This is a genomic window from Streptomyces sp. NPDC019937 (assembly GCF_040631655.1).
In the GTDB taxonomy this organism is placed as follows: Bacteria; Actinomycetota; Actinomycetes; order Streptomycetales; family Streptomycetaceae; genus Streptomyces.
The window spans coordinates 169577-188671 of sequence record NZ_JBEYAL010000009.1 but is presented as its reverse complement, the minus strand read 5'-3'; the positions used below and the strand labels follow the sequence as shown (position 1 = coordinate 188671).

Sequence of the window (19095 nt, the reverse complement as noted above, 5' to 3'; positions counted from 1 at the left end):
TGGCTTGAGAGCCCATGCGGTAGGCATCAAGGAGGTGGCGAAGGAGGCCGGGGTGTCGGTCGGCACGGTCTCCAACGTCATCAACCGCCCGGATTCGGTGTCCGAGGAGACCCGGGCCCGGGTGCTGTCCACCATCGAGCGGCTGGGGTACGTACGCAGCGAGTCGGCGCGCCAGCTGCGCGCGGGCCACAGCCGCATCGTGGGGTTGCTGGTGCTCGACATGGCGAACCCCTTCTTCGTGGACGTGGCGGGCGGCGCCGAGCGCGCGGCGCGCGAGGCGGGCCTCGGGGTGATGGTGTGCAACAGCGCGCAGAGCCCCGAGGAGGAGGCCGACTACCTCTCGCTCTTCACCGAGCAGCGGGTGCGCGGCGTCCTCGTCACCCCCGCCGACGCCACCGGCCGCAACCTGGAGAACTTCCGGCGGCACGGCATCCCGTTCGTCTTCGTCGACCGCGAGGTGCCCGCCGCCGAGGGCTGTTCGGTGTCGGTCGACGACATCGAGGGCGGCGCGCTCGCCGCCCGCCACCTCCTCGGCCAGGGCCATCGCACGCTGGCGTACGTCAGCGGCCCGATGCACCTCGCCCAGTGCCGCGACCGCCGCACCGGCGCGCTGATCGCCCTGCGCGAGGAGGGGGTCGCCGAGACCGCGCTGCGCCATGTGGAGGTGGAGCGGCTGGACGTGGCGGGCGGCCGCGACGCGGGAGCGCGGCTGCTGGGCATGGCGCCGCGCCCCACGGCGGTGTTCTGCGCGAACGACCTGCTGGCGCTGGGGGTGTTGCAGGCGCTGTACGGGGCGGGGGTGTCGGTGCCGGGCGAGGTGGCGCTGGTGGGGTACGACGACATCGAGTTCGCGGCGGCCGCGGCGGTGCCGCTGACGTCCGTACGCCGTCCGGCGTTCCGGATGGGGCGTACGGCGGCGGAGCTGCTGATCGACGAGACGGGCGAGGGGTCCGATGACCATCGTCACCAGCGGATCGTGCTGCGGCCCGAACTCGTCGTCCGCGGATCGAGCCTGACTCGGCTGCGCGGCTGACCAAGCGCGGATTCGCGGCGTCCATTGACACCTTCGGCGAGCTGAGTACATTCCACTGTGGTCTGAACCTTTCGACGCATACATCGGATCTCCTCGTAGTGAAACACCCACCGACATGCGAAGGAGAAGGAACAGTGAAGAGAATCGCCGCCTTAGCGGCGCTCATCCTCGCCCTCGTCTTCGGGCCCGCCCAGGCGCCCACCCTGGCCGCGCCCCTCGCCAAGCCCGCGGCCACCTTCGACGTCACGGACTACGGGGCCAAGGCCGACGGGTCCACCAATGACACCGGCGCGATCGAGAAGGCCGTCAACGCGGCGGCCGCCGCCGGAGGCGGGATCGTGGAGTTCCCCTCCGGGCAGTACAAGTCCAAGAACACCGTGCACCTGAAGAGCAACGTCACCCTCCAGCTCGACTCCGGCGCCACCATCCTCGGGTCCAGCGCGGACACGTACGACAAGCCCGAGTCCAACCCGTACGACGACTACCAGGACTATGGGCACAGCCACTTCCACAACGCCATGTTCTACGGCGACAAGCTCACCAACATCGGCTTCACCGGCTCCGGCACGATCGACGGCGCCGGCAACCTCATCACCGGCAACCCCGACTCCGGAGAGGCAGACAAGATCATTTCACTGACCCGCTGCAAGGGGCTCACCCTCAGCGGGATCACCCTCCGGCGCGGCGGCCACTTCGCGGCGCTCATCAACGGCTGCGACGGCGTGACATCCGACCACCTCACGATCGACACCGCGAGCGACCGCGACGGATGGAACGTCATCAGCACCACCAACGCCACCATCACGGGCGCGGACATCGCGGCCAACGACGACGCGCTCGTCTTCAAGAGCGACTACGCCCTCGGCGCCAAACTCCCCAACGGCCATGTGAAGGTGCGGGACAGCAAGCTCTCCGCGAAGTGCTGCAACGCCCTGATGTTCGGCTCCGAGACCTGCGGCGACTTCACGGACTACGACTTCCAGGGCATCACCATCAACGGCGCGGACAAGTCCGGTCTCGGCATGGTGTCCATGGACGGAGGCGACATCTCCGACGTCCACTACCGCGACATCACCATGAGAGACGTCCACTCGCCCATCATGCAGAAGATCGGGACGAGAAAACGCTGCGGAAACAACCCGGGCGTCGGCCACATCAGCGGCATCACCTACGACAACATCACCGGCACCGGCAACAGCCCCTCCTTCAGCCCCACGCTGTGGGGCGAGTCGGGAAGCAACCACATCACCGACGTCGCCTTCACCGGGGTCGACCTGACCGTGCCCGGCGGCAACGGCACCATGTCCACCGGCGTGCCCGGCAACGACGCCAAGGACTACAACCCGAAGAGCATCGGCACCCGCCCCGCCTTCGGCTGGTACCTCCACAACACCGACCGCATCACCTTCACCGACAGTTCGGTGCGGTTCGCGAAGGACGACGGCCGTCCGGCGGTGATCGCCAACAACGGCGGAGATCTGCGCTTCGACCACTTCACCGCGCAGCGCGGCGACGACAGCCCCGCCGACCTCATGTTCCAGAACGTCAGCGGCTACTGTCAGACCGGCAGCGCCAACACCTCCGGCGGCGCCCTGCGGATCAGCGCCGACGGATCCAGCGGGAACTGCCCGTAACCCTCTGGCCCGCGGCGGGGCTGGAGGAGGACACCGTCGCATACGTCCTAACATGGGTCCCGCGGCCGAGGTGGGCCGCGGGAAGACGGAGGCCGAGGTCGTGGGACGCATGGTGGGGATCAAGGACGTCGCGCGGCAGGCGGGAGTGTCCGTCGGCACTGTCTCGAACGTGATCAACCGGCCGGAGATGGTCGCCGAGGGCACCCGCGACCGGGTGCAGGCCGCGATCGAGCGGCTGGGCTACGTACGCAGCGAATCCGCGCGCCAGCTGCGCGCCGGGCGCAGCCGGATCATCTCGCTGCTGGTGCTCGACATGGCGAACCCCTTCTTCGTGGACGTGGCCAGCGGCGCCGAGCGCGCCGCCCGGGACGCGGGCCTCGGCGTCATGGTGTGCAACAGCGCGCAGAGCGCCGACGAGGAGGCCGACTACCTCTCGCTCTTCGCCGAGCACCGGGTGCGCGGCGTCCTGGTGACCCCCGCCGACGCCACCGGCGGCAACCTGGAGAACTTCCGCCGCCACGACATCCCCTTCGTCCTCGTCGACCGCGAGGTGCCCAGCGCCGAGGGCTGTTCGGTCTCCGTCGACGACATCGAGGGCGGCGCGCTCGCCGCCCGCCACCTGATCGCCCAGGGCCACCGCGGGCTGCTGTACGTCAGCGGCCCGATGCACCTGCCGCAGTGCCAGGACCGCCGCGCCGGGGCGCTCGCCGCGTTCGCCGAGGAGGGCCTGCCGCCGGAGGCGCTGCTGCACATCGAGGCCGAGCGGCTGGACGTGGCGGCGGGCCGCGACGCCGGTGCGCGGCTGTTGGGCATCTCGCCCCGGCCGACCGCGGTGTTCTGCGCGAACGACCTGCTGGCACTGGGTGTGCTCCAGGCGCTCTTCGCGGCCGGGGTATCGGTGCCGGGTGAGGTGGCGCTGGTCGGCTACGACGACATCGAGTTCGCGGCGGCCGCGGCGGTGCCGCTGACCTCGGTGCGCCAGCCCGCGTTCCGGATGGGGCGTACGGCGGCGGAGCTGCTGATCGAGGAGACGGGCGAGGACGCCGACGCCCACGGCCATCGGCGGATCGTCCTCCAGCCGGAACTGGTCGTACGGGACTCGACGCTGGCGCCGAAACCGGGCGCGTGAGCCGCGGGCTGTTCCCGCCCGTCAGACCGCGGCCGGGACGGAGGCCGTGTCCAGCAGCGCCCGGATCTCGCGTACGGCGGCCCGGCCCGCCCGGTTCGCCCCGATCGTGCTCGCCGACGGCCCGTAGCCGACCAGGTGCACCCGCGGATCCCGTGCCGCCCTGGTCCCCTCCACCGCGATCCCGCCGCCCGGCTCGCGCAGCCGCAGCGGGGCGAGGTGGTCGATCGCGGCGCGGAAACCGGTGGCCCAGAGGATGACGTCCGCCGCCACCGTGCGGCCGTCCGCCCAGGCCACCCCGTCCGGGGTGATCCGGTCGAACATCGGCAGCCGGTCCAGAACACCCCGCGCACGGGCCCGCTCCATCGCCTCCGTCATGGGCAGTCCGGTCACCGACACCACGCTCTGCGGCGGCAGCCCCCGGCGTACGCGCTCCTCCACCAGTGACACCGCGGCCCGCCCCTGGTCCTCGCCGAACGGGCCAGTGCGGAAGACCGGTGGGCGGCGGGTGACCCAGGTGGTCGCGGCCGCCACCTCGGCGATCTCCAGCAGATGCTGCACCCCGGACGTCCCGCCCCCGACGACGATCACCCGCTGCCCGGCGAACGCCTCCGGCCCCGGGTACTGGGCCGTGTGTACCTGCCGCCCCCGGAACGTCTCCTGCCCCGGGTAGCGCGGCCAGAAGGGGCGGTCCCAGGTGCCGGTCGCGTTGATCAGCGCGCGGGCGGACCACGTCCCGGCCGAGGTCTCGACCCGCAGCCCGCCGTCGTCGCCGTCGCGTACGGCGGTGACGTGCACGGGTCGTACGACCCGCAGGTCGAAGGCGCGCTCGTAGCGTGCGAAGTACGCCGGGATCACCTCGGACGACGGCCGCCCGGGATCGGCGTCGTCGCCGGTCAGCCGCATCCCGGGCAGGTCGTACATCCCGTGCACCTTGCCGTACGTCAGCGACGGCCACCGGAACTGCCACGCCCCGCCGGGCGCGGGGGAGTGGTCGAGCACCACGAACCCGGTGCCCGGCTCGTATCCCGCGCGCCGCAGGTGATACGCCCCGGACAGCCCCGCCTGCCCGGCGCCCACGACCACGACGTCCACGTTGTTCATGCTTCTACTAACCCGGCTCCGGTGCCGGTTCTTCCCGGTCCTCCAGCCGCATGCCCCGGCTCTCGGCCACCCGCAGCGCGTCATGCAGCGCTTCGGCGAGCCGGTGCCCCACGAAGCGCAGCTCACCGGCGTGAGCCTTACGGTCCTGGAGGAGCGGGCGTGCGTGCGCCAGCAGCTCGGCCCCGGTGCGGAGCTGCACGGTCTCCATCTCGTCGGCCAGCCGCGAGATGTAGCCCGCGCCGGATTCGTCGGAGACGAGGTAGCAGGGCTTGCCGTTCTCCGCGGGCCAGGGGAGGAGGCGGGGGCGTGGGGATGGCATGGCGCGGCTCCATGGAAGGGGGAGTTGATGGCGAAAACAGCTTCGAGGCTGTGAGAGTTGTCGTGCAAGAGCGATTGAAATTCTCACTTGAGATGGCATATGTGACCGAGTGGGCTGTTGTCAGAACAAAGCGCATTCCCGGTGCCAGGCTCTGAACTCACATTGCGGCATGGCAGGCTCAACCCACCGGGAGGCATACTCATGGCAGCACCCACTGGACCCACCGTCCGTCGCATGCAACTCGGTTGGGAGCTCAAGCGGTTGAGAGATAAAGCCGGATTCACCCTTGCGGAGGCGGTGGACGGGTTGACGTTCTCCCCGTCGAAGCTGCATCGCGTGGAGAACGGGCTGACCGGCCTCAAGACCGCTGCCGAACTGCGAACTCTCCTGGACCGGTACGGCGTCGAGGACGAGGTTGACATCGACTTCCTCATGCAGATCCACCGCGATTCGCTCAACCGGGGCTGGTGGTCCATCTACCGAAGCGTGCTTCCGTCCGGCATGGGGATGCACATCGGCTTGGAGAGCGGCGCCCGCACCAGCCGGACGTGGCAGCCACATGTTGTCTTCGGACTGCTGCAGACGGAGCGTTATGCCCGGGAGATGTTCCTGACCGCCAAGCCGGTCGAGGAGACCACCACGGAGTTCGTCGAGCGGCACATTCAGATTCGGATGGAACGCAAGAAGGCCCTGACGCGCAGGGACAACCCCATGGAGCTCTGGGTCATCCAGGACGAAGCCTCGCTGCGTCGAGTGGTCGGCAGCCCCGACGTGATGCGCGAGCAGTACGAGGAGGTCCAGACCCTGCTGCGGCTCGACAACGTCACGGTGCAGATCCTTCCGATGGCCATGGCCACCTACAGGACCGGTGCCAACTTCAACCTGTGGGAGTTCGGCAGTCCGCTTCCAGCGGTGGTGCAGACCGACGCGATCGACGGGTCGGACATCAGCGACAAGGAGACGACCATCTGGTCCTTCTCCCGCAGGTTCGAAGCTCTACGAGCAGGTGCCCTCGCGCCTGGCGAGACACCGGCGTTCCTGCAACGACTAGCACGGGAGATCTGACATGACTCACGGCATAGCAACCGACGTCGCATCCGAGGACGCCTGGTTCAAGTCCTCGTACAGCGAAAACAACGGCACCGGCTGCGTGGAGATCGCCCACCTCACCCGCACCACCGAGGTCGGCATCCGCGACTCCAAGGACAAGACCGGCCCCGCCTTGGTCGTCCCGGCCGCCGCCTGGGCGGCGTTCGTCAGGGAGGTTCGTCGCTCATGACACCGCCTGCTCCGTCCAGATGCACTTTCCGGTGGCGGTGTAGCGGGTGCCCCAGCGCTGGGAGAGCGCGGCCACCAGCTGTAGCCCGCGTCCGCCCTCGTCCGTGTCCGCGGCGTGGCGGATCCGGGGCGTGGTCAAACTGCCGTCGGAGACCTCGCAGATCAGCTCCTCACCGCGCAGCAGCCGCAGGCCGACGGGGCTTTTGGCGTGCCGGACGGCGTTTCCGACCAGCTCGCTGACCAGGAGCTCGGCGGTCGTGATCAGCGGGTCGAGGTTCCAGCGGGCCAACTGGTCGCGGACATGGTCGCGTGCCTCGCTCGCGGCGATCGGCCCGTCGGGCAGCGGCCAGGCGGCGATGTCGTCGGAGGCTGTCGCATGGGTACGGGCGATCAGCAGTGCGGCGTCGTCCTGCGTGCGTTCCTTCTCGGGCAGCAGCTCCGCCAGGACGTCGTCGCACAGCCGCTCCAGGGGCTCCCGCCCGCTCCGGACCGTGAACGCGCCGGACAGCGCTCTCGCCAGGTGCCTCATGCCGCGGTCGATGTCCCGGGTGGGCGATTCGATGAGCCCGTCGGTGTACAGCACCAGCAGACTGCCCTCGGGGAGGGAGACATCGACCGTCTCGAACGGCGGCCTGGCCGCGCCCAGCGGAGGGTCGGGGGAGCGGTCCGGGAACTGGACGGCGCTCCCGGGGAGGATGATCCCCGGCGGAGGGTGCCCGGCGCGGGCGAAGGAGCAGGTGGTGGTGACGGGGTCGTACACCGCGTACAGACAGGTGGCGTAGAAGTCGTCCCCGAGGTCGTTGACCAGGTCATTGAGGCGGGTGAGGAGTTCGGCGGGCGGGAAGTCCAGATCCGCGAGCGTGCGCACGGCGGTGCGCAGTCGCCCCATGGTGGCGGCCTCGGACAGGCCGTGCCCCATCACATCGCCGATCACCAGGGCCACCCGGGCACCGGACAGCGGGATCACGTCGTACCAGTCGCCGCCGACGTCGATGCCCTCGCTGGCGGGCAGATAGCGCGCGGCGGTGGTGACCGTGCTCAGCGGCGGCAGGGACCGCGGCAGGAGTCCCCGCTGCAGCTCCTTGGCCCGGTTGTGTTCCGCGTCGTACAGCCTGGCTCGTTCGATGGCCTGTGCCATGAGCCCGCTGAGGGCGGTGAGAAGGGCCCGCTCCTCCCCGTCGAGATGGCGCGGCTCGGCGAAGGCGATGACCGAGCAGCCGACGCAGCGGCCGGAGACGGTCAGTGGCAGAAAGGCCCAGGCGGCCTTGTCGGCTGCCGCCGGGCGCCAGGCCATCGCCGGATAGCGCGCGATGTACTCCTCCGCCGAGCCGATGAAGGCCGGTGTCCTGCTGTAGTACACCTCCGCGATCGGGGAGATCTCGCCGATCGGGGACCCGTCGATGGAGTCGAGGAAGGACTGTGGATATCCGACGGCGCCGGCGACCCGTATCACCTTCCCCTCGATGAGCTGGACGACGAGGCCGGAGGCGCCGAACGGCCGCAGCACCCGCTCGGCGATGGCCTTCACCACGTCCTGCATGGTCAGGGCCTCCGCGAGGGCGTTGGTGAGCTCGGTGATCCGGGCGGTGCGCTCGGCCGCCGCGCGTTCCGCCGCGGCGCGCTCCTCCTCGCGTGACCGGCGCTCGGTGACATCGGTGGCGTAGACCGTCAGCCCTTCCGGCACCGGGACCAGCCGCATGTGGTACCAGCGGTCGTTGGCGGGCCACCGCACCTCGAATCCGACGGGTGCGCCGCTGTCGGCGGCCTGTCGGCAGTGGGCTTCGAGGCCCGGTTCGTCGGCGTCGATGCCGAGCTGGGCGAAGGCGTCCCACAGCGTCCGGCCGTGCAGCGTCCGGGGGGTGCCGAGCAGTCGCTCCGCCTCGACGTTGACGAAGGTGATCCGCCACTCGCTGTCGACCGCGAGGAACGCGTCGCTCATATGGCGCAGCGCACGGTTCACCGCATCGCGGGCGATGCGGCTCTCGGTGGTGTCATAGACCGTGCCGACCATGCCGGCGGGCTGACCGTCCTGCCCGAGCAGGACCCGCCCCCGGGCGCTGGCCCAACTCGTGGTGCCGTCGGGTCGGCAGATCCGGTACTCCACGTTGAAGACCCTGCGGTGGCGGATCGCCTGTTCGGCCTCGACCAGCACCGAGGGCAGATCATCGGGGTGGACCCGGCTGGTCCAGTTCTCGAACGGCTGCTTCGGGGTGCCCGGATCCATGCCGAAGAGGGCCAGGGTCGGCTCGTCCCACACCAGCTCCCCGGTGGCCAGGTTCCACTCCCAGGACCCCACCCTGAGCGCTTTGAGTGCCTGCCGCAGACGGGTGGCGGGGGGCTCCTGCCCCACGTGACCATCCTGATCCCGGTAGGTTTCGGCAGGCCAGGGGGCCGGTGAGCGCCCCCGCAGCCGCAGCGCGGCCCACGCGGCGAGCGTCTCGACCGACTCCCGCTGCCGCCGCGTGGGTTCCTGAGCGCGGTCCATCAGCACGGACAGCACGCCCGCCACCCCGCCCGGGGTGATCAGCGGAACCGACAGCAGCCCGCAGCCGGCGGGCAGCGCCGGGCCGCGAGCGGCGTCGGTACGGGCGGGCGCCCATACCGGTACCCCGTCGGCCACCGCGCGGGCCGGGGCGGTGGCGCCGGCCCCCTCGATCTTCTCCCACTGCCGGGCGACCGTACGCGCGAGCCCGTGCGCGCCCATCAAGAGCAGCCCCGGGCCGACCGGGCCCCGCAGATGCACCATGCCGCCCAGCCCGCCCGATTCCGTGACCGCGAGGTCCAGCGCGAAGCCCAGCAGCTCGGCGTCGCCCAGCTCATCGCCCGCCGCAATGATCGCGCGCAGCCGGGCGGTACCGGTCCGGTCCAGGGCGTCCTGCTCGGCCATGGCTCACCTCCCGCCGCGAGCGCGCACGGAACCGGGGCGATCCGCCGGGTATGCCCCGGAACATCACTATTCAACATACTCGCGTCCGAGACCTGGGCGAGGAGGCCTTGTCAGCGGCCCCCGGCGACCAGCAGCGGCGCGGCGCCCGCGCCCGGGCGGCCGTCCGCCAGCAGGCCGCGCGCTGCCAGCTCCGGGGTCACGCCCTCGCCGAACCAGTACGCCTCCTCCAGGTGCGGATAGCCCGACAGCACGAAGTGCTCGATGCCCAGCGCGTGGTACTCCTCGATCCGGTCGGCCACCTCCGCATGGCTGCCGACCAGCGCCGTTCCCGCGCCGCCGCGCACCAGCCCGACCCCCGCCCACAGATTGGGCGAGATCTCCAGCTGGTCGCGTGAACCGCCGTGCAGCGCCAGCATCCGCTGCTGGCCCACCGACTCGCTGCGCCCCAGGGCCTGCTGCGCGGAGGCGATCGTCTCCGGGTCGAGGTGGTCCAGGAGCCGGTCGGCGACGTCCCACGCCTCGCGCGAGGAGTCGCGGGCGATGGTGTGCAGCCGGATGCCGAAGCGGACCTCGCGGCCCTCCCGCTCCGCCAGGCCCCGGATCCAGTCGATCTTCTCCTTGACCTGGGCGGGCGGTTCGCCCCAGGTCAGATAGACGTCCGTGTGGCGGGCGGCGACCGGACCGGCGGCCGGGGAGGAGCCGCCGAAGAAGATCTGCGGCAGCGGGTCGGGCGGCACCGCGGTCAGCCCGCCCCCGATCCGGTAGTGCTCGCCGTCGAAGTCGTAGGGCTTGCCGCCCCACACGCCCCGTACGACCTCCAGGAACTCCGCCGTGCGGGCGTACCGCTGGTCGTGGTCGAGATGGTCGCCGAAGCGCCGCTGCTCGGCGGAGTCACCGCCGGTGACGATGTTGAGCAGCAGCCGCCCGCGGGTGATCCGCTGGTATGTGGCGGCCATCTGCGCCGCCAGCACCGGTGAGATCAGCCCCGGCCGGAAGGCCACCAGGAACTTCAGCCGTTCGGTGTGCTGGGCGAGCGCGGCCGTCGTCAGCCACGCGTCCTCGCACCAGGTGCCGGTCGGGGTGAGCACCGCCTCGAAGCCCAGATGCTCGGCGGCCTTGGCGATCTGCGTCAGGTAGTCGATGTCCGGTGTCCGGACGCCGCTCACCGGGGTGATGCGGGAGCGGTCGCCACCGCTGTAGGCGTGCCGGTCGACGAGGGTGCGCCCGTCGCCGCCCGTCGGCAGGAACCAGTGCAGGCGGACGGACATCAGGAGCCCTTCTTGAAGGTGCGCGGCGCGGTGCTGGACGGCGGCAGACCGCCGTTGAAGCGGGTGTCCACGTAGTCGGCGAAGGTGAAGCGGCGCGGGGTGAGCTTCAGCTGGGCGAAGGTGTCCGCGATCTGCTGCTCGGAGGCGATGGCGGCCTTGTCGACGGCGGTGTACACCCGGGTGCCGTTGGTCCGCTTCACGGACTCCAGCGCCACGTCGTACGGGAGTCCGGTCTCCTTGCCCCACACCTTGGCCCACGCCTCGGGGTGCTTGTAGACCCAGTTCTGGGCGCGCCGCAGCCGCTCCAGGTAGTCCTTGATGACCTTCGTCTTCTTCTTGTCGGCGAGCGAATCCGGGTTCGCCACCTGGAAGTTGAGGCCGTTGGTCACGCCCTTGCCGGTGGTGAGGACGCGCGCGTCCGCCTGGCGCTGCGCCTGGGCGGTGTACGGGTCCCAGATGGCCCAGGCGTCCACCTTGCCGCTCTTGAACGCCGCCAGGGCGTCGGCGGGCTGCAGGAAGTTGACCTTGACGTCCTTGATCGAGAGCCCGGCCTTCTTGAGCGAGGCGACGAGCTGGAAGTGGGCCGAGCTGCCCTGCGCGACCGCGACCGTCTTGCCCTTGAGGTCGGCGGTCTTCCTCAGCGGCGATCCGTTCTTGACCACGATCGCCTCGCCGTCGGCCGTACCGTGCTTGGCGGCCACGACCTTGATCTTGGACTTGGCGGCCGCGGCGACGACGGGCGGGGTGTTGCCGACGCCGCCGATGTCCACCGCCTTGGCGCTGACCGCCTCCAGGATCGGCGGGCCGGAGGTGAACGTCGACCACTTGATCTTGTAGGGAAGGTTCTTCAGCTCCCCGGCGGCGCTCAGCACCGCCTCGTCGTTGCCCTTCTGATCACCGACGTTGAGGGTCACATCGCCCTTGCCGTCGACGTGGCCGGCGGAGCCGGACGAGCCGTTGTTCGCGTTCGAGCTGACGCATGCGGACAGCGGCAGGGCGAGGGTGATGAGCAGGGCCGGGGCGAGTCGCCGTCTCATGTCAGCTGTTCCGTTCGTGAGGGTTGGTACGGGGGGAAGTGCAGGGGGAGGGGGCGGGGTTACGCGACCTTCTCGACCTCGGCGGCCGTGGGCTTCTCCACGCCCAGCCGGTCCAGCAGTTCGGTGCGCAGGTCGGCGAGGTGCGGATCGGCGATGTCGCGCGGGCGGTCCCGGCCCACCCGGATCTCGTGGGCGATGACACCGCCGTCCATCACCAGCACCCGGTCGGCGAGCAGCAACGCCTCCTCGACGTCGTGCGTCACCAGCAGCACCGCGCAGCCGTGGCTCTGCCACACGTCGGCGACCAGCCGCTGGGCGGTGATGCGGGTGAGCGCGTCCAGCGCGCCGAACGGCTCGTCGAGCAGCAGCAGATCGGGTTCGCGTACCAGCGCCCGGGCGAGCGAGGCGCGCTGCGCCTCGCCACCGGACAGCGTCTTGGGCCAGGCGTCGGTGCGGTGGCCGAGACCGACCTCGTTCAGCGCCTTCTCGGCGACCTCGCGCCCGGGACGGCCGGGAAGCCCGAGCAGCACATTGCGCCACACCCGCTTCCACGGCATCAGCCGCGGGGCCTGGAAGGCGACGGCCTTGCGCCGCGGCACCAGCACCTCGCCCTCGATCTCCCGGTCGAGCCCGGCCAGTACGCGCAGCAGTGTCGACTTGCCGCAGCCGCTGCGGCCCAGCAGTGCCACGAACTCGCCTCGCCGCACGGTCAGTTCCAGGTTGTCGATGACGGCGCGGCCGTCGAAGGACCGGGTGAGCGAGCCGACCCGTACGGCCGCGTCGTCCGTGGTCGTGGTTTCCTTCGCGAGGGGGTTCACTTGCCGGTGAAGGTCGGTCGCCATTGCAGCAGCAGCCTCTCCAGAGTGCGGACGATGAAATCGGCGAGCAGGCCGAGGGCGGCGTAGACGATCAGGCAGACCACGATCACGTCGGTCTGGAAGAACTCACGCGCGCGGTTGAGCAGGAAGCCGATCCCGTCGTCCGCGTTGATCGTCTCGCCGAATACCAGCGCCAGCCAGGCGGTGGCCAGCGAGTACCGCAGTCCGGTCATGGCCCCGGGCAGCGCTCCCGGCAGCACCACATGGCGGATCAGCCCCCAGCGCCCGAGCCCGAGCGCGTTCCCGGCCTCGATGAGCTGGTCGTCCACGCCGCGGATGCCCGCGTACACGTTCAGATAGAGGTGGAAGGCGACACCGAGCGCGATGAGGGCGATCTTCGGGGCCTCGCCGATGCCCATCCAGATGATGAACAGGGGGATCATCCCGACCCAGGGGATGCTGCGCAGCATCTGCACGGTCGCGTCGACCAGGTCCTCACCGAGCCGCGAAAGACCGGAGATCAGCGCCAGCCCGACCCCGACGAATCCGCCGATCACCAGCCCGTTCAGCACCCGCTGCACCGACACCAGCATGGCGTGCGGCAGCGTGCCGTCCTGGATCAGGCCGGAGGCGGTCCCGGCGATGGTTCCGGGCGAGGCGAGCGTGTCGGAGGGCAGCACACCGGTCGCGCTGCACACCTGCCAGAGCGCCAGCAGGGCAAGGGGGCCGGTCGTGCGGCGCAGCCAGCGGGGTACGGTGCGGCGGCGCGCGGACAGGGGCACGACCGGTTCGAGAAGAACCGGGGAGGACATGGGGACTCCATGAAGTGGGCACGCCTCGGCGCCCGCACAGCACGACGGTCAGCGGCGCGGCACGACGAAAACGAGAAGGAGGGGAGTAAGGGGTGAGGAAGAGTCAGCAGGCGCCGGGACACGCGGCGGACGCCACCCGCAGCAGGTCGATGTGACCGCGCGTGGTGAGCAGGGCTGACGTAGACATGCCCTCGAAGCTAGCGAGGCCGTCCAGAATCGGTCAATGGTGTCTTGCCCCTCGGACCTTTGTTGCGGGAGTTTTAAGCGAGCCCTTTGCGAGGATGGAGTCATGGCTACTTTCCGCACCCACACGCTCGACATCAGGACCGGCACCAGCGAGACCGTCGCCGACCTCACCGCCGACTGCGAGGCGTATCTGCGTGAGGTGGCTCAGGGCGCCGATGGCCTGCTCAATGTTTTCGTCCCGCACGCCACCGCCGGTATCGCGATCCTGGAAACGGGCGCGGGCAGCGACACCGACCTCCTCGCCGCCCTCCGCGACCTCCTCCCCGCCGACGACCGCTGGCGCCACCGCCACGGCTCCCCGGGCCACGGCCGCGACCACGTCCTCCCGGCCATCGTCCCGCCCCACGCCACCCTCCCGGTCCTCGGCGGCAGCCTGGCCCTCGGCACATGGCAGTCGGTGTGCCTGGTCGACACCAACCGGGACAACCCCAACCGTCAGGTGCGGCTGAGCTTCCTGGGCTGACCAAGGCCGTCCCGGGGCAGCCGCCGAGGCTCCTGATGCTGTGTGTGCGTCAGGCCACGGGGAAACCGGCGGTGCGCCAGACCTCGCCCGTCGCGGTGACGCCCAGCGCCTCGTACCCGTCCAGCGCCTCGGTCCAGGCGCGGGCCCCGGCGCCCATGGCGAACGCGGCCGTGGCGTAGGCGTCGGTCCGGGTGAGGCCGGGGCCGGTCAGGGTGAGGGAGACCAGGGCGGTGGCGGGCTCGCCGGTGTGCGGGTCCGTGACGTGTGCGCCGCGTTCGGCCGTTCCCGAGGTGGCGACGGCCAGATCGCGGCCGCTGACCACGGCGGCCAGCTCCCCGGGGCGGGCGGGGTGGGCGATGCCGATCCGCCACGGTGTGCCGGGGGCGGCCTCGCCGCGTGCCTGGATGTCGCCGCCGCCGTTGACGCACGTGTTGGGCGCGCCCGCCTCGTACAGCATCCGCGAGGCCCGTTCGATCGCCCAGCCCTTGACCATCCCGGACGGGTCGAGCCGGCCGGCCGGGGTGTGGCTGAACCAGCCGCCGGTGGCGCCCGCGGCCTCCTCGCACAGCGCGAACACCTCGGCCACCTCCGGCCGGTACCGCTCCGGAACCGGCTCGCCCCGGCCGAGGCGGCTGATCACGCTGTCGGGCCGGTAGGTGGAGAACACCTCGTCCACGTGGTGCAGCCAGGCCACCGCCTCCTTCAGGGCCCGGTGGACCGGCGGGGTGACCGGGTCGCGCAGGTCGAAGGAGAACACCGTGCCCATGGCGTGCTCGACGTGGCGCAGTCCCCGCGCGGGGGCGGTCGCCTCAGACACCGGCCTCGTCCAGTGCGCTCTGCAGGGACCGGGTGTACCCCTCGCTGGTGTAGGTGGCGCCGGAGACCGCGTCGATGTGCGCGCTCTGGGCGCTCAGCGCCTCACGGGTGAGCTGCGGCACGGCAGTTGCGGCGATCTCCTGGGACCGGGGCCGGTCGGACGGGGTGCGGAGCGCCTTGACGGCGGTGATCCTCCCTCGCGAGACCGTGACGGACACCTGGACCGGCCCGTAGGAGGTGTTGATCACGCTTCCCGTGAAGGTGCCGGAGGCGCCGGAGGTGGCGGAGGCGCCGCCCGGGGTGTGGGTGGCGGACGGGGAGGGCGAGGCGGATCCGGCGCTGGACGGGGATGCCGACGGCGACGGCCCGGCCACGGTCGCGGCGGAGCTCTGGTGCGGTTTGAGCGACAGCAGAAGGATCACTCCCGCCACCGTCGAGACGGTGGTCACGGCGGCCTTGCGCATGGCCCGGCTCCTGTTCGTAGGGGTCAGAACGCGAACGACTCGTGGTGGATGCGCCGACGCGGCACCCCGGCCCCGCGCAGGGCCGTGACCGCCACCTCGGTCATCGCGGGCGGCCCGCACAGATAGACGTCGCGCTCGGCGAGATCGGGCACCAGACCGCGCAGCGCCTCCGGCGTCAACGGTGAGGAGTACGCGGCGGGCTCGTCGACGACGTAGTGGACGGCCGCCCCGCGCGCGGCGGCGAGCGCGTCGATCTCGCCGCGCAGCGCCAGGTCCTCGGGGCGCCGGGCCCGGTAGATCAGGGTCACCTCGCCGGGCAGCGTCTCGAAGAGCGTGCGCAGCGGGGTGATGCCGACACCGCCGCCGAGCAGCAGGGTCTTGCGGGCACGCCGACGGCGCGCGGTGAAGCCGCCGTACGGCCCCTCGGCCAGCACTCGCGTGCCGGGCCGCAGCCGGGCGAGGGCCGCGCTGTGGCCGCCGGACGCCTTGACGGTGATGCGCAGGTACGCCGGGTGCGGGGCGGCGGACAGGGAGTAGGGGTTGGCCGCCCACCACAGGCCCCGGGTCAGGAACCGCCAGCGGAAGAACTGGCCCGGCTCGGCGCGCAGCTCCTCCAGCCCGCTGCCCGACAGGTACACCGACACGATGCCCGGCGCCTCGGGCCGCACCTCGGCGACGTACAGCCGGTGGCGCAGCGCCCGGCGCACGGGTACGGCGAACCGGTACCAGACCAGCAGCGCCGCCACCCCGAGGTAGAGGCCGTACCAGGCGAGCTGGGCGGGGCGGTCGCCGGTGAAGTCGGCGCCGTTGGAGAGCTGGTGCCCGAAGACCAGGAACACCGCCAGATAGGTCGCGAAGTGCAGGAAGTGCCAGGTCTCGTACGCCACCCGGCGGCGCACCGCGCGTGCGGACACGATCCCGGTGACCAGGAACAGCAGGAAGCCGATCGTGCCCTTGAGCAGGTCCGGGTAGTGGAGGACCAGGGTGGTGGTCTGGTCCACGACACCGGTGTGCGATTCCAGGGAGTAGCCCCAGATGATCAGCAGGACGTGGGCGGACGCGAGGGAGATCGTGTAGCGGCCGCCCATGGCGTGCCAGCGGGCCAGCCGGTCGGTGCCGACGGCACGGTCCAGCAGCGGTACGCGCGCCATCAGCATCAGCAGCATCGCGCACGCGTATCCGGCCAGCAGCCCGGTGATCCGTCCGGCGCCGGTGACCCAGCCCGCGGCGCCGACCACGGAGGTGGTGTCGCTCCACCACAGCGCCAGGACGGCCGCGGCCCCGCCCCAGATCAGCAGGTGTGCGAGGGCCGGGACGGGGCTGGGCGGGCGCGGTCCCGACCGGGAGGGGCGGGCCATGGCCGGGGTCCGCGGCGGTGTGGTCATGGTCATGGGAGTCCTCTCGGCGGATGGCCCGGCCAGACTCCCCGGCGAAGCTCTGAGGACCCTATGAACGGTCCCGGGCGCCCCGGATTCAGAGGAAACTCAGAGGAAGGGCGGACCTCGGCACGGCGCGGCACGAGGGATGCTTGATTCATCATGGATACGCACACCACCGGCCGTTTTCTGCTGCGGCCCGACGGCGCCCGGGTCCGCGTCCTCGTCGTCGACGACGAGCCCGATCTGACCGAGGTGCTGTCGGGGGCGCTGCGCTACGAGGGCTGGGAGGTCCGCACCGCCGCCGACGGCGCGTCCGCGCTGGCCGCCGTACGGGCCTTCCACCCGGACGCGGTGGTGCTCGACTGGATGCTGCCGGACACCGACGGGCTCGCGGTGCTGCGCGCGCTGCGGGCGGAGCTGCCGGACGTGTGCGTGCTGTTCCTGACCGCGCGCGACGCGGTGGAGGACCGGATCGCGGGGATCACGGCGGGCGGCGACGACTACGTGACCAAGCCGTTCAGCCTGGAGGAGGTGCTGGCCCGGCTGCGCGGGCTGCTGCGCCGGGCCGGGATGGCCCGGGAGCCCGGCGACGACCGGCTGGTGGTCGGGGATCTGGTGATGGACGAGCAGGCCCGGGAGGTGACCCGCGGGGGAGTGGCCGTGGAGCTGTCCCGCACCGAGTTCGAGCTGCTGCGGTTCCTCATGCGCAACCCCCGGCGGGTGCTGTCCAAGGCGCAGATCCTGGACCGGGTGTGGAGCTACGACTTCGGCGGCCAGGCCCATGTGGTCGAGCTGTACATCAGCTATCTGCGCAAGAAGATCGACGCGGGGCGGGCCCCGCTGATCCACACCGTGCGCGGGGTCGGCTACGTCCTGAAGGCGGAGGCTCCGTGAGGCGGCCGCTCCTGGCAGGACCGGCCCGGTGGCTTCCCCGTACGCTGCGTGCCCGGCTGACCGCCGGGCTGGTGGTGCTGCTGGCGGTGGCGTCCCTGACGGTCGGGCTGACCACGGTGTTCGCCCTCGAGGGGTTCCTGGTGCGCCGGCTGGACCAGCAGCTCACGGCGGCCGGCGGCCGGTTCCCGGCCAGCCTGGAGCACGCCGAGCGGCCCCCGGACGCCGACAACCGGCCCGACACCCGTGGCCAGTCGGACCGCACCTTCGGGGCCCGGCTGCTGCACGGCACGACGACCGACGCGGCGGTGGTGCGCGACCAGACGGACGCCGCCGTCCCGCTGACCGGCGCCGACCGGCGGGTCCTGGCGGGGGTGCCGGTGGACGGCGACGGCCACACCGTGCACCTGTCCGGGCTCGGCGGCTACCGGGTGGCCGCGGTCCGCGGGGACGACGGCGACGTCCTGATCACGGGGCTGCCGCTGCGCCCGGTGGAGGAGACCGTGCACCGGCTGGAGACCGTGGAAGCCGTGGTCTTCGGCAGCGCCCTGCTGGTCACCGGGGTGGCCGGGGCGCTGTGGGTACGGCTGTCGCTGCGGCCGCTGCGGCGGGTGACCACGACCGCCGCCGGAGTGGCCGAGCTGCCGCTGGCCAGCGGTGAGGTGGCCATGCCCCCGCCCGTACCGGACGCCGATCCGCGCACCGAGGTGGGGCAGGTGGGCACCGCGCTGAACCGGATGCTCGGCCACGTCGGGGACGCGCTGGCCCGTCGCCAGGCGAGTGAGGAACGGCTGCGGCACTTCTCCGCGGACGCCAGCCACGAACTGCGCACCCCGGTGGCCTCCGTCCGTGGCCACGCCGAGCTGGCGCTGCGCCACCCCGGGCCGGTGCCGGAGGAGGTGCGGCACGCGCTGGAGCGGATCCAGGCCGAGTCGGAGCGCATGTCCACGCTCGTCGACGACCTGCTGCTGCTCGCCCGGCTGGACGCGGGACGGCCGCTGGCCCGCCGTCCGGTGGATCTGACCCGGGTGGTGCTGGACGCGACGGGCGACGCGCGGGCCGCCGGGCCCGGCCACCGCTGGACGCTGGAGCTGGCCGAGGAGCCGGTGACGGTGCTCGGCGACGAGCACCGGCTCCAGCAGGTGATCGGCAACCTGCTGGCCAACGCCCGCACCCACACCCCGGCCGGAACCCGGGTCACGGTGCGGCTCGCGGTGGCGGGCGGCGACGCCGAGCTGACGGTGGCGGACGACGGTCCGGGCGTCCCGGACGCGCTGCAGGACGAGGTGTTCGAGCGGTTCGCCCGCGCCGATCCCGGCCGGTCGCGGGCGGGCGGCGGTACGGGTCTGGGGCTGGCGATCGTCCGGGCCGTGGTCGCGGCGCACGGCGGCACGATCACGCTGACCAGCGGGCCGGGGGCCACCGTCTTCCGGGCCCGGCTTCCGTGCCGTACCGCGCCGCCCGATCCGGGCCGGGTGTAGACCGTGCGGACGGTGCGGGCGCGGGACCGGCCCGGTCCC

19 protein-coding genes are annotated in these 19095 nt (G+C 71.8%); 8 read left to right on the top strand and 11 right to left on the bottom strand.

Features of this window, described 5'->3' with window-relative positions:
* The first annotated feature begins 4 nt into the window (after positions 1 to 4).
* The 3 genes from ABZ562_RS11770 to ABZ562_RS11760 all read left to right on the top strand — a co-directional run bounded on the left by ABZ562_RS11770 (position 5) and on the right by ABZ562_RS11760 (position 3796).
* Complete coding sequence (locus tag ABZ562_RS11770; protein WP_361476781.1) at positions 5 to 1033, top strand: LacI family DNA-binding transcriptional regulator; 1029 nt, start codon at positions 5 to 7, stop codon at positions 1031 to 1033.
* Between the two features lie 134 nt (positions 1034 to 1167).
* Positions 1168 to 2667, top strand: coding sequence for a glycosyl hydrolase family 28 protein (locus ABZ562_RS11765; RefSeq protein ID WP_361476779.1), 1500 nt, complete (start codon positions 1168 to 1170; stop codon positions 2665 to 2667).
* A gap of 109 nt (positions 2668 to 2776) precedes the next feature.
* Positions 2777 to 3796, top strand: a complete 1020-nt coding sequence (locus tag ABZ562_RS11760; protein ID WP_361476883.1) for a LacI family DNA-binding transcriptional regulator — start codon at positions 2777 to 2779, stop codon at positions 3794 to 3796.
* A gap of 21 nt (positions 3797 to 3817) precedes the next feature.
* Here ABZ562_RS11760 and ABZ562_RS11755 read toward each other — a convergent pair whose 3' ends face one another.
* Together ABZ562_RS11755 and ABZ562_RS11750 are read right to left on the bottom strand one after the other, a co-directional pair.
* Positions 3818 to 4897: an NAD(P)-binding domain-containing protein gene (locus ABZ562_RS11755; RefSeq protein WP_361476777.1), complete on the bottom strand. Its 1080-nt coding sequence runs from the start codon at positions 4895 to 4897 to the stop codon at positions 3818 to 3820.
* Positions 4898 to 4904: 7 nt separating this feature from the next.
* Complete coding sequence (locus tag ABZ562_RS11750) at positions 4905 to 5216, bottom strand: hypothetical protein (RefSeq protein WP_361476775.1); 312 nt, start codon at positions 5214 to 5216, stop codon at positions 4905 to 4907.
* A gap of 201 nt (positions 5217 to 5417) precedes the next feature.
* Here ABZ562_RS11750 and ABZ562_RS11745 point away from each other — a divergent pair, with 201 nt between their 5' ends.
* Both ABZ562_RS11745 and ABZ562_RS11740 read left to right on the top strand, forming a co-directional pair.
* The gene (locus ABZ562_RS11745) at positions 5418 to 6281 is read left to right on the top strand and encodes a helix-turn-helix transcriptional regulator (RefSeq protein WP_361476773.1); all 864 of its coding nucleotides are present in this window, start codon (positions 5418 to 5420) and stop codon (positions 6279 to 6281) included.
* Position 6282: 1 nt separating this feature from the next.
* The gene (locus tag ABZ562_RS11740; protein WP_361476771.1) at positions 6283 to 6495 is read left to right on the top strand and encodes a DUF397 domain-containing protein; all 213 of its coding nucleotides are present in this window, start codon (positions 6283 to 6285) and stop codon (positions 6493 to 6495) included.
* Here the strand turns inward: ABZ562_RS11740 and ABZ562_RS11735 are convergent.
* From ABZ562_RS11735 to ABZ562_RS11710, 6 genes are all read right to left on the bottom strand, one after another.
* Positions 6490 to 9381, bottom strand: a complete 2892-nt coding sequence (locus ABZ562_RS11735) for a SpoIIE family protein phosphatase (protein WP_361476769.1) — start codon at positions 9379 to 9381, stop codon at positions 6490 to 6492. The two genes, ABZ562_RS11740 and ABZ562_RS11735, sit on opposite strands and share 6 nt — an antisense overlap.
* Positions 9382 to 9491: 110 nt before the next feature.
* Positions 9492 to 10649: an LLM class flavin-dependent oxidoreductase gene (locus ABZ562_RS11730; RefSeq protein WP_361476767.1), complete on the bottom strand. Its 1158-nt coding sequence runs from the start codon at positions 10647 to 10649 to the stop codon at positions 9492 to 9494.
* Entirely contained in the window at positions 10649 to 11686 is a 1038-nt protein-coding gene (locus ABZ562_RS11725; RefSeq protein ID WP_361476765.1) for an ABC transporter substrate-binding protein, read from the bottom strand. Before ABZ562_RS11725 ends, ABZ562_RS11730 begins: the two co-directional genes overlap by 1 nt.
* A 59-nt stretch (positions 11687 to 11745) precedes the next feature.
* Positions 11746 to 12528 carry an ABC transporter ATP-binding protein gene (locus ABZ562_RS11720; protein ID WP_361476763.1) on the bottom strand — a complete coding sequence of 261 codons (783 nt, stop codon included), beginning with the start codon at positions 12526 to 12528 and terminating at the stop codon, positions 11746 to 11748.
* Complete coding sequence (locus ABZ562_RS11715; RefSeq protein WP_361476761.1) at positions 12501 to 13316, bottom strand: ABC transporter permease; 816 nt, start codon at positions 13314 to 13316, stop codon at positions 12501 to 12503. The genes ABZ562_RS11720 and ABZ562_RS11715 overlap by 28 nt, the downstream gene beginning before the upstream one ends.
* A gap of 103 nt (positions 13317 to 13419) precedes the next feature.
* Positions 13420 to 13503, bottom strand: coding sequence for a putative leader peptide (locus tag ABZ562_RS11710; RefSeq protein WP_361476881.1), 84 nt, complete (start codon positions 13501 to 13503; stop codon positions 13420 to 13422).
* A gap of 102 nt (positions 13504 to 13605) precedes the next feature.
* Between ABZ562_RS11710 and ABZ562_RS11705 the strand changes: the two genes are divergently transcribed.
* The gene (locus ABZ562_RS11705) at positions 13606 to 14025 is read left to right on the top strand and encodes a YjbQ family protein (RefSeq protein ID WP_361476759.1); all 420 of its coding nucleotides are present in this window, start codon (positions 13606 to 13608) and stop codon (positions 14023 to 14025) included.
* 49 nt (positions 14026 to 14074) lie between these two features.
* On the opposite strand, the gene ABZ562_RS11700 is transcribed toward ABZ562_RS11705, so the two are convergent.
* From ABZ562_RS11700 to ABZ562_RS11690, 3 genes are read right to left on the bottom strand one after another with little or no spacing between them, the layout of a single operon-like run.
* The gene (locus ABZ562_RS11700; RefSeq protein ID WP_361476879.1) at positions 14075 to 14791 is read right to left on the bottom strand and encodes an FAD:protein FMN transferase; all 717 of its coding nucleotides are present in this window, start codon (positions 14789 to 14791) and stop codon (positions 14075 to 14077) included.
* A 43-nt stretch (positions 14792 to 14834) separates the two neighbouring features.
* A complete protein-coding gene (locus ABZ562_RS11695) occupies positions 14835 to 15305 on the bottom strand; it encodes an FMN-binding protein (protein ID WP_361476757.1) in 471 nt (156 codons plus the stop codon).
* A 23-nt stretch (positions 15306 to 15328) separates the two neighbouring features.
* The gene (locus ABZ562_RS11690; RefSeq protein WP_361476755.1) at positions 15329 to 16696 is read right to left on the bottom strand and encodes a ferric reductase-like transmembrane domain-containing protein; all 1368 of its coding nucleotides are present in this window, start codon (positions 16694 to 16696) and stop codon (positions 15329 to 15331) included.
* A gap of 147 nt (positions 16697 to 16843) precedes the next feature.
* Here ABZ562_RS11690 and ABZ562_RS11685 point away from each other — a divergent pair, with 147 nt between their 5' ends.
* Complete coding sequence (locus tag ABZ562_RS11685) at positions 16844 to 17578, top strand: response regulator transcription factor (protein WP_361476753.1); 735 nt, start codon at positions 16844 to 16846, stop codon at positions 17576 to 17578.
* A complete protein-coding gene (locus tag ABZ562_RS11680; RefSeq protein WP_361476751.1) occupies positions 17575 to 19056 on the top strand; it encodes a HAMP domain-containing sensor histidine kinase in 1482 nt (493 codons plus the stop codon). The genes ABZ562_RS11685 and ABZ562_RS11680 overlap by 4 nt, the downstream gene beginning before the upstream one ends.
* Positions 19057 to 19095: the final 39 nt, after the last annotated feature.

Excerpts from the sequence above, each read along its gene's own strand:
- ABZ562_RS11710 (WP_361476881.1), bottom strand. The coding sequence starts at position 13,503 with ATGTCTACGTCAGCCCTGCTCACCACGCGCGGTCACATCGACCTGCTG.
- ABZ562_RS11740 (WP_361476771.1), top strand. The coding sequence starts at position 6,283 with ATGACTCACGGCATAGCAACCGACGTCGCATCCGAGGACGCCTGGTTC.
- ABZ562_RS11720 (WP_361476763.1), bottom strand. The coding sequence starts at position 12,528 with ATGGCGACCGACCTTCACCGGCAAGTGAACCCCCTCGCGAAGGAAACC.
- ABZ562_RS11695 (WP_361476757.1), bottom strand. The coding sequence starts at position 15,305 with ATGCGCAAGGCCGCCGTGACCACCGTCTCGACGGTGGCGGGAGTGATC.
- ABZ562_RS11735 (WP_361476769.1), bottom strand. The coding sequence starts at position 9,381 with ATGGCCGAGCAGGACGCCCTGGACCGGACCGGTACCGCCCGGCTGCGC.
- ABZ562_RS11755 (WP_361476777.1), bottom strand. The coding sequence starts at position 4,897 with ATGAACAACGTGGACGTCGTGGTCGTGGGCGCCGGGCAGGCGGGGCTG.
- ABZ562_RS11760 (WP_361476883.1), top strand. The coding sequence starts at position 2,777 with ATGGTGGGGATCAAGGACGTCGCGCGGCAGGCGGGAGTGTCCGTCGGC.
- ABZ562_RS11715 (WP_361476761.1), bottom strand. The coding sequence starts at position 13,316 with ATGTCCTCCCCGGTTCTTCTCGAACCGGTCGTGCCCCTGTCCGCGCGC.
- ABZ562_RS11705 (WP_361476759.1), top strand. The coding sequence starts at position 13,606 with ATGGCTACTTTCCGCACCCACACGCTCGACATCAGGACCGGCACCAGC.
- ABZ562_RS11685 (WP_361476753.1), top strand. The coding sequence starts at position 16,844 with ATGGATACGCACACCACCGGCCGTTTTCTGCTGCGGCCCGACGGCGCC.
- ABZ562_RS11700 (WP_361476879.1), bottom strand. The coding sequence starts at position 14,791 with ATGGGCACGGTGTTCTCCTTCGACCTGCGCGACCCGGTCACCCCGCCG.
- ABZ562_RS11690 (WP_361476755.1), bottom strand. The coding sequence starts at position 16,696 with ATGACCATGACCACACCGCCGCGGACCCCGGCCATGGCCCGCCCCTCC.
- ABZ562_RS11730 (WP_361476767.1), bottom strand. The coding sequence starts at position 10,649 with ATGTCCGTCCGCCTGCACTGGTTCCTGCCGACGGGCGGCGACGGGCGC.
- ABZ562_RS11750 (WP_361476775.1), bottom strand. The coding sequence starts at position 5,216 with ATGCCATCCCCACGCCCCCGCCTCCTCCCCTGGCCCGCGGAGAACGGC.
- ABZ562_RS11745 (WP_361476773.1), top strand. The coding sequence starts at position 5,418 with ATGGCAGCACCCACTGGACCCACCGTCCGTCGCATGCAACTCGGTTGG.
- ABZ562_RS11725 (WP_361476765.1), bottom strand. The coding sequence starts at position 11,686 with ATGAGACGGCGACTCGCCCCGGCCCTGCTCATCACCCTCGCCCTGCCG.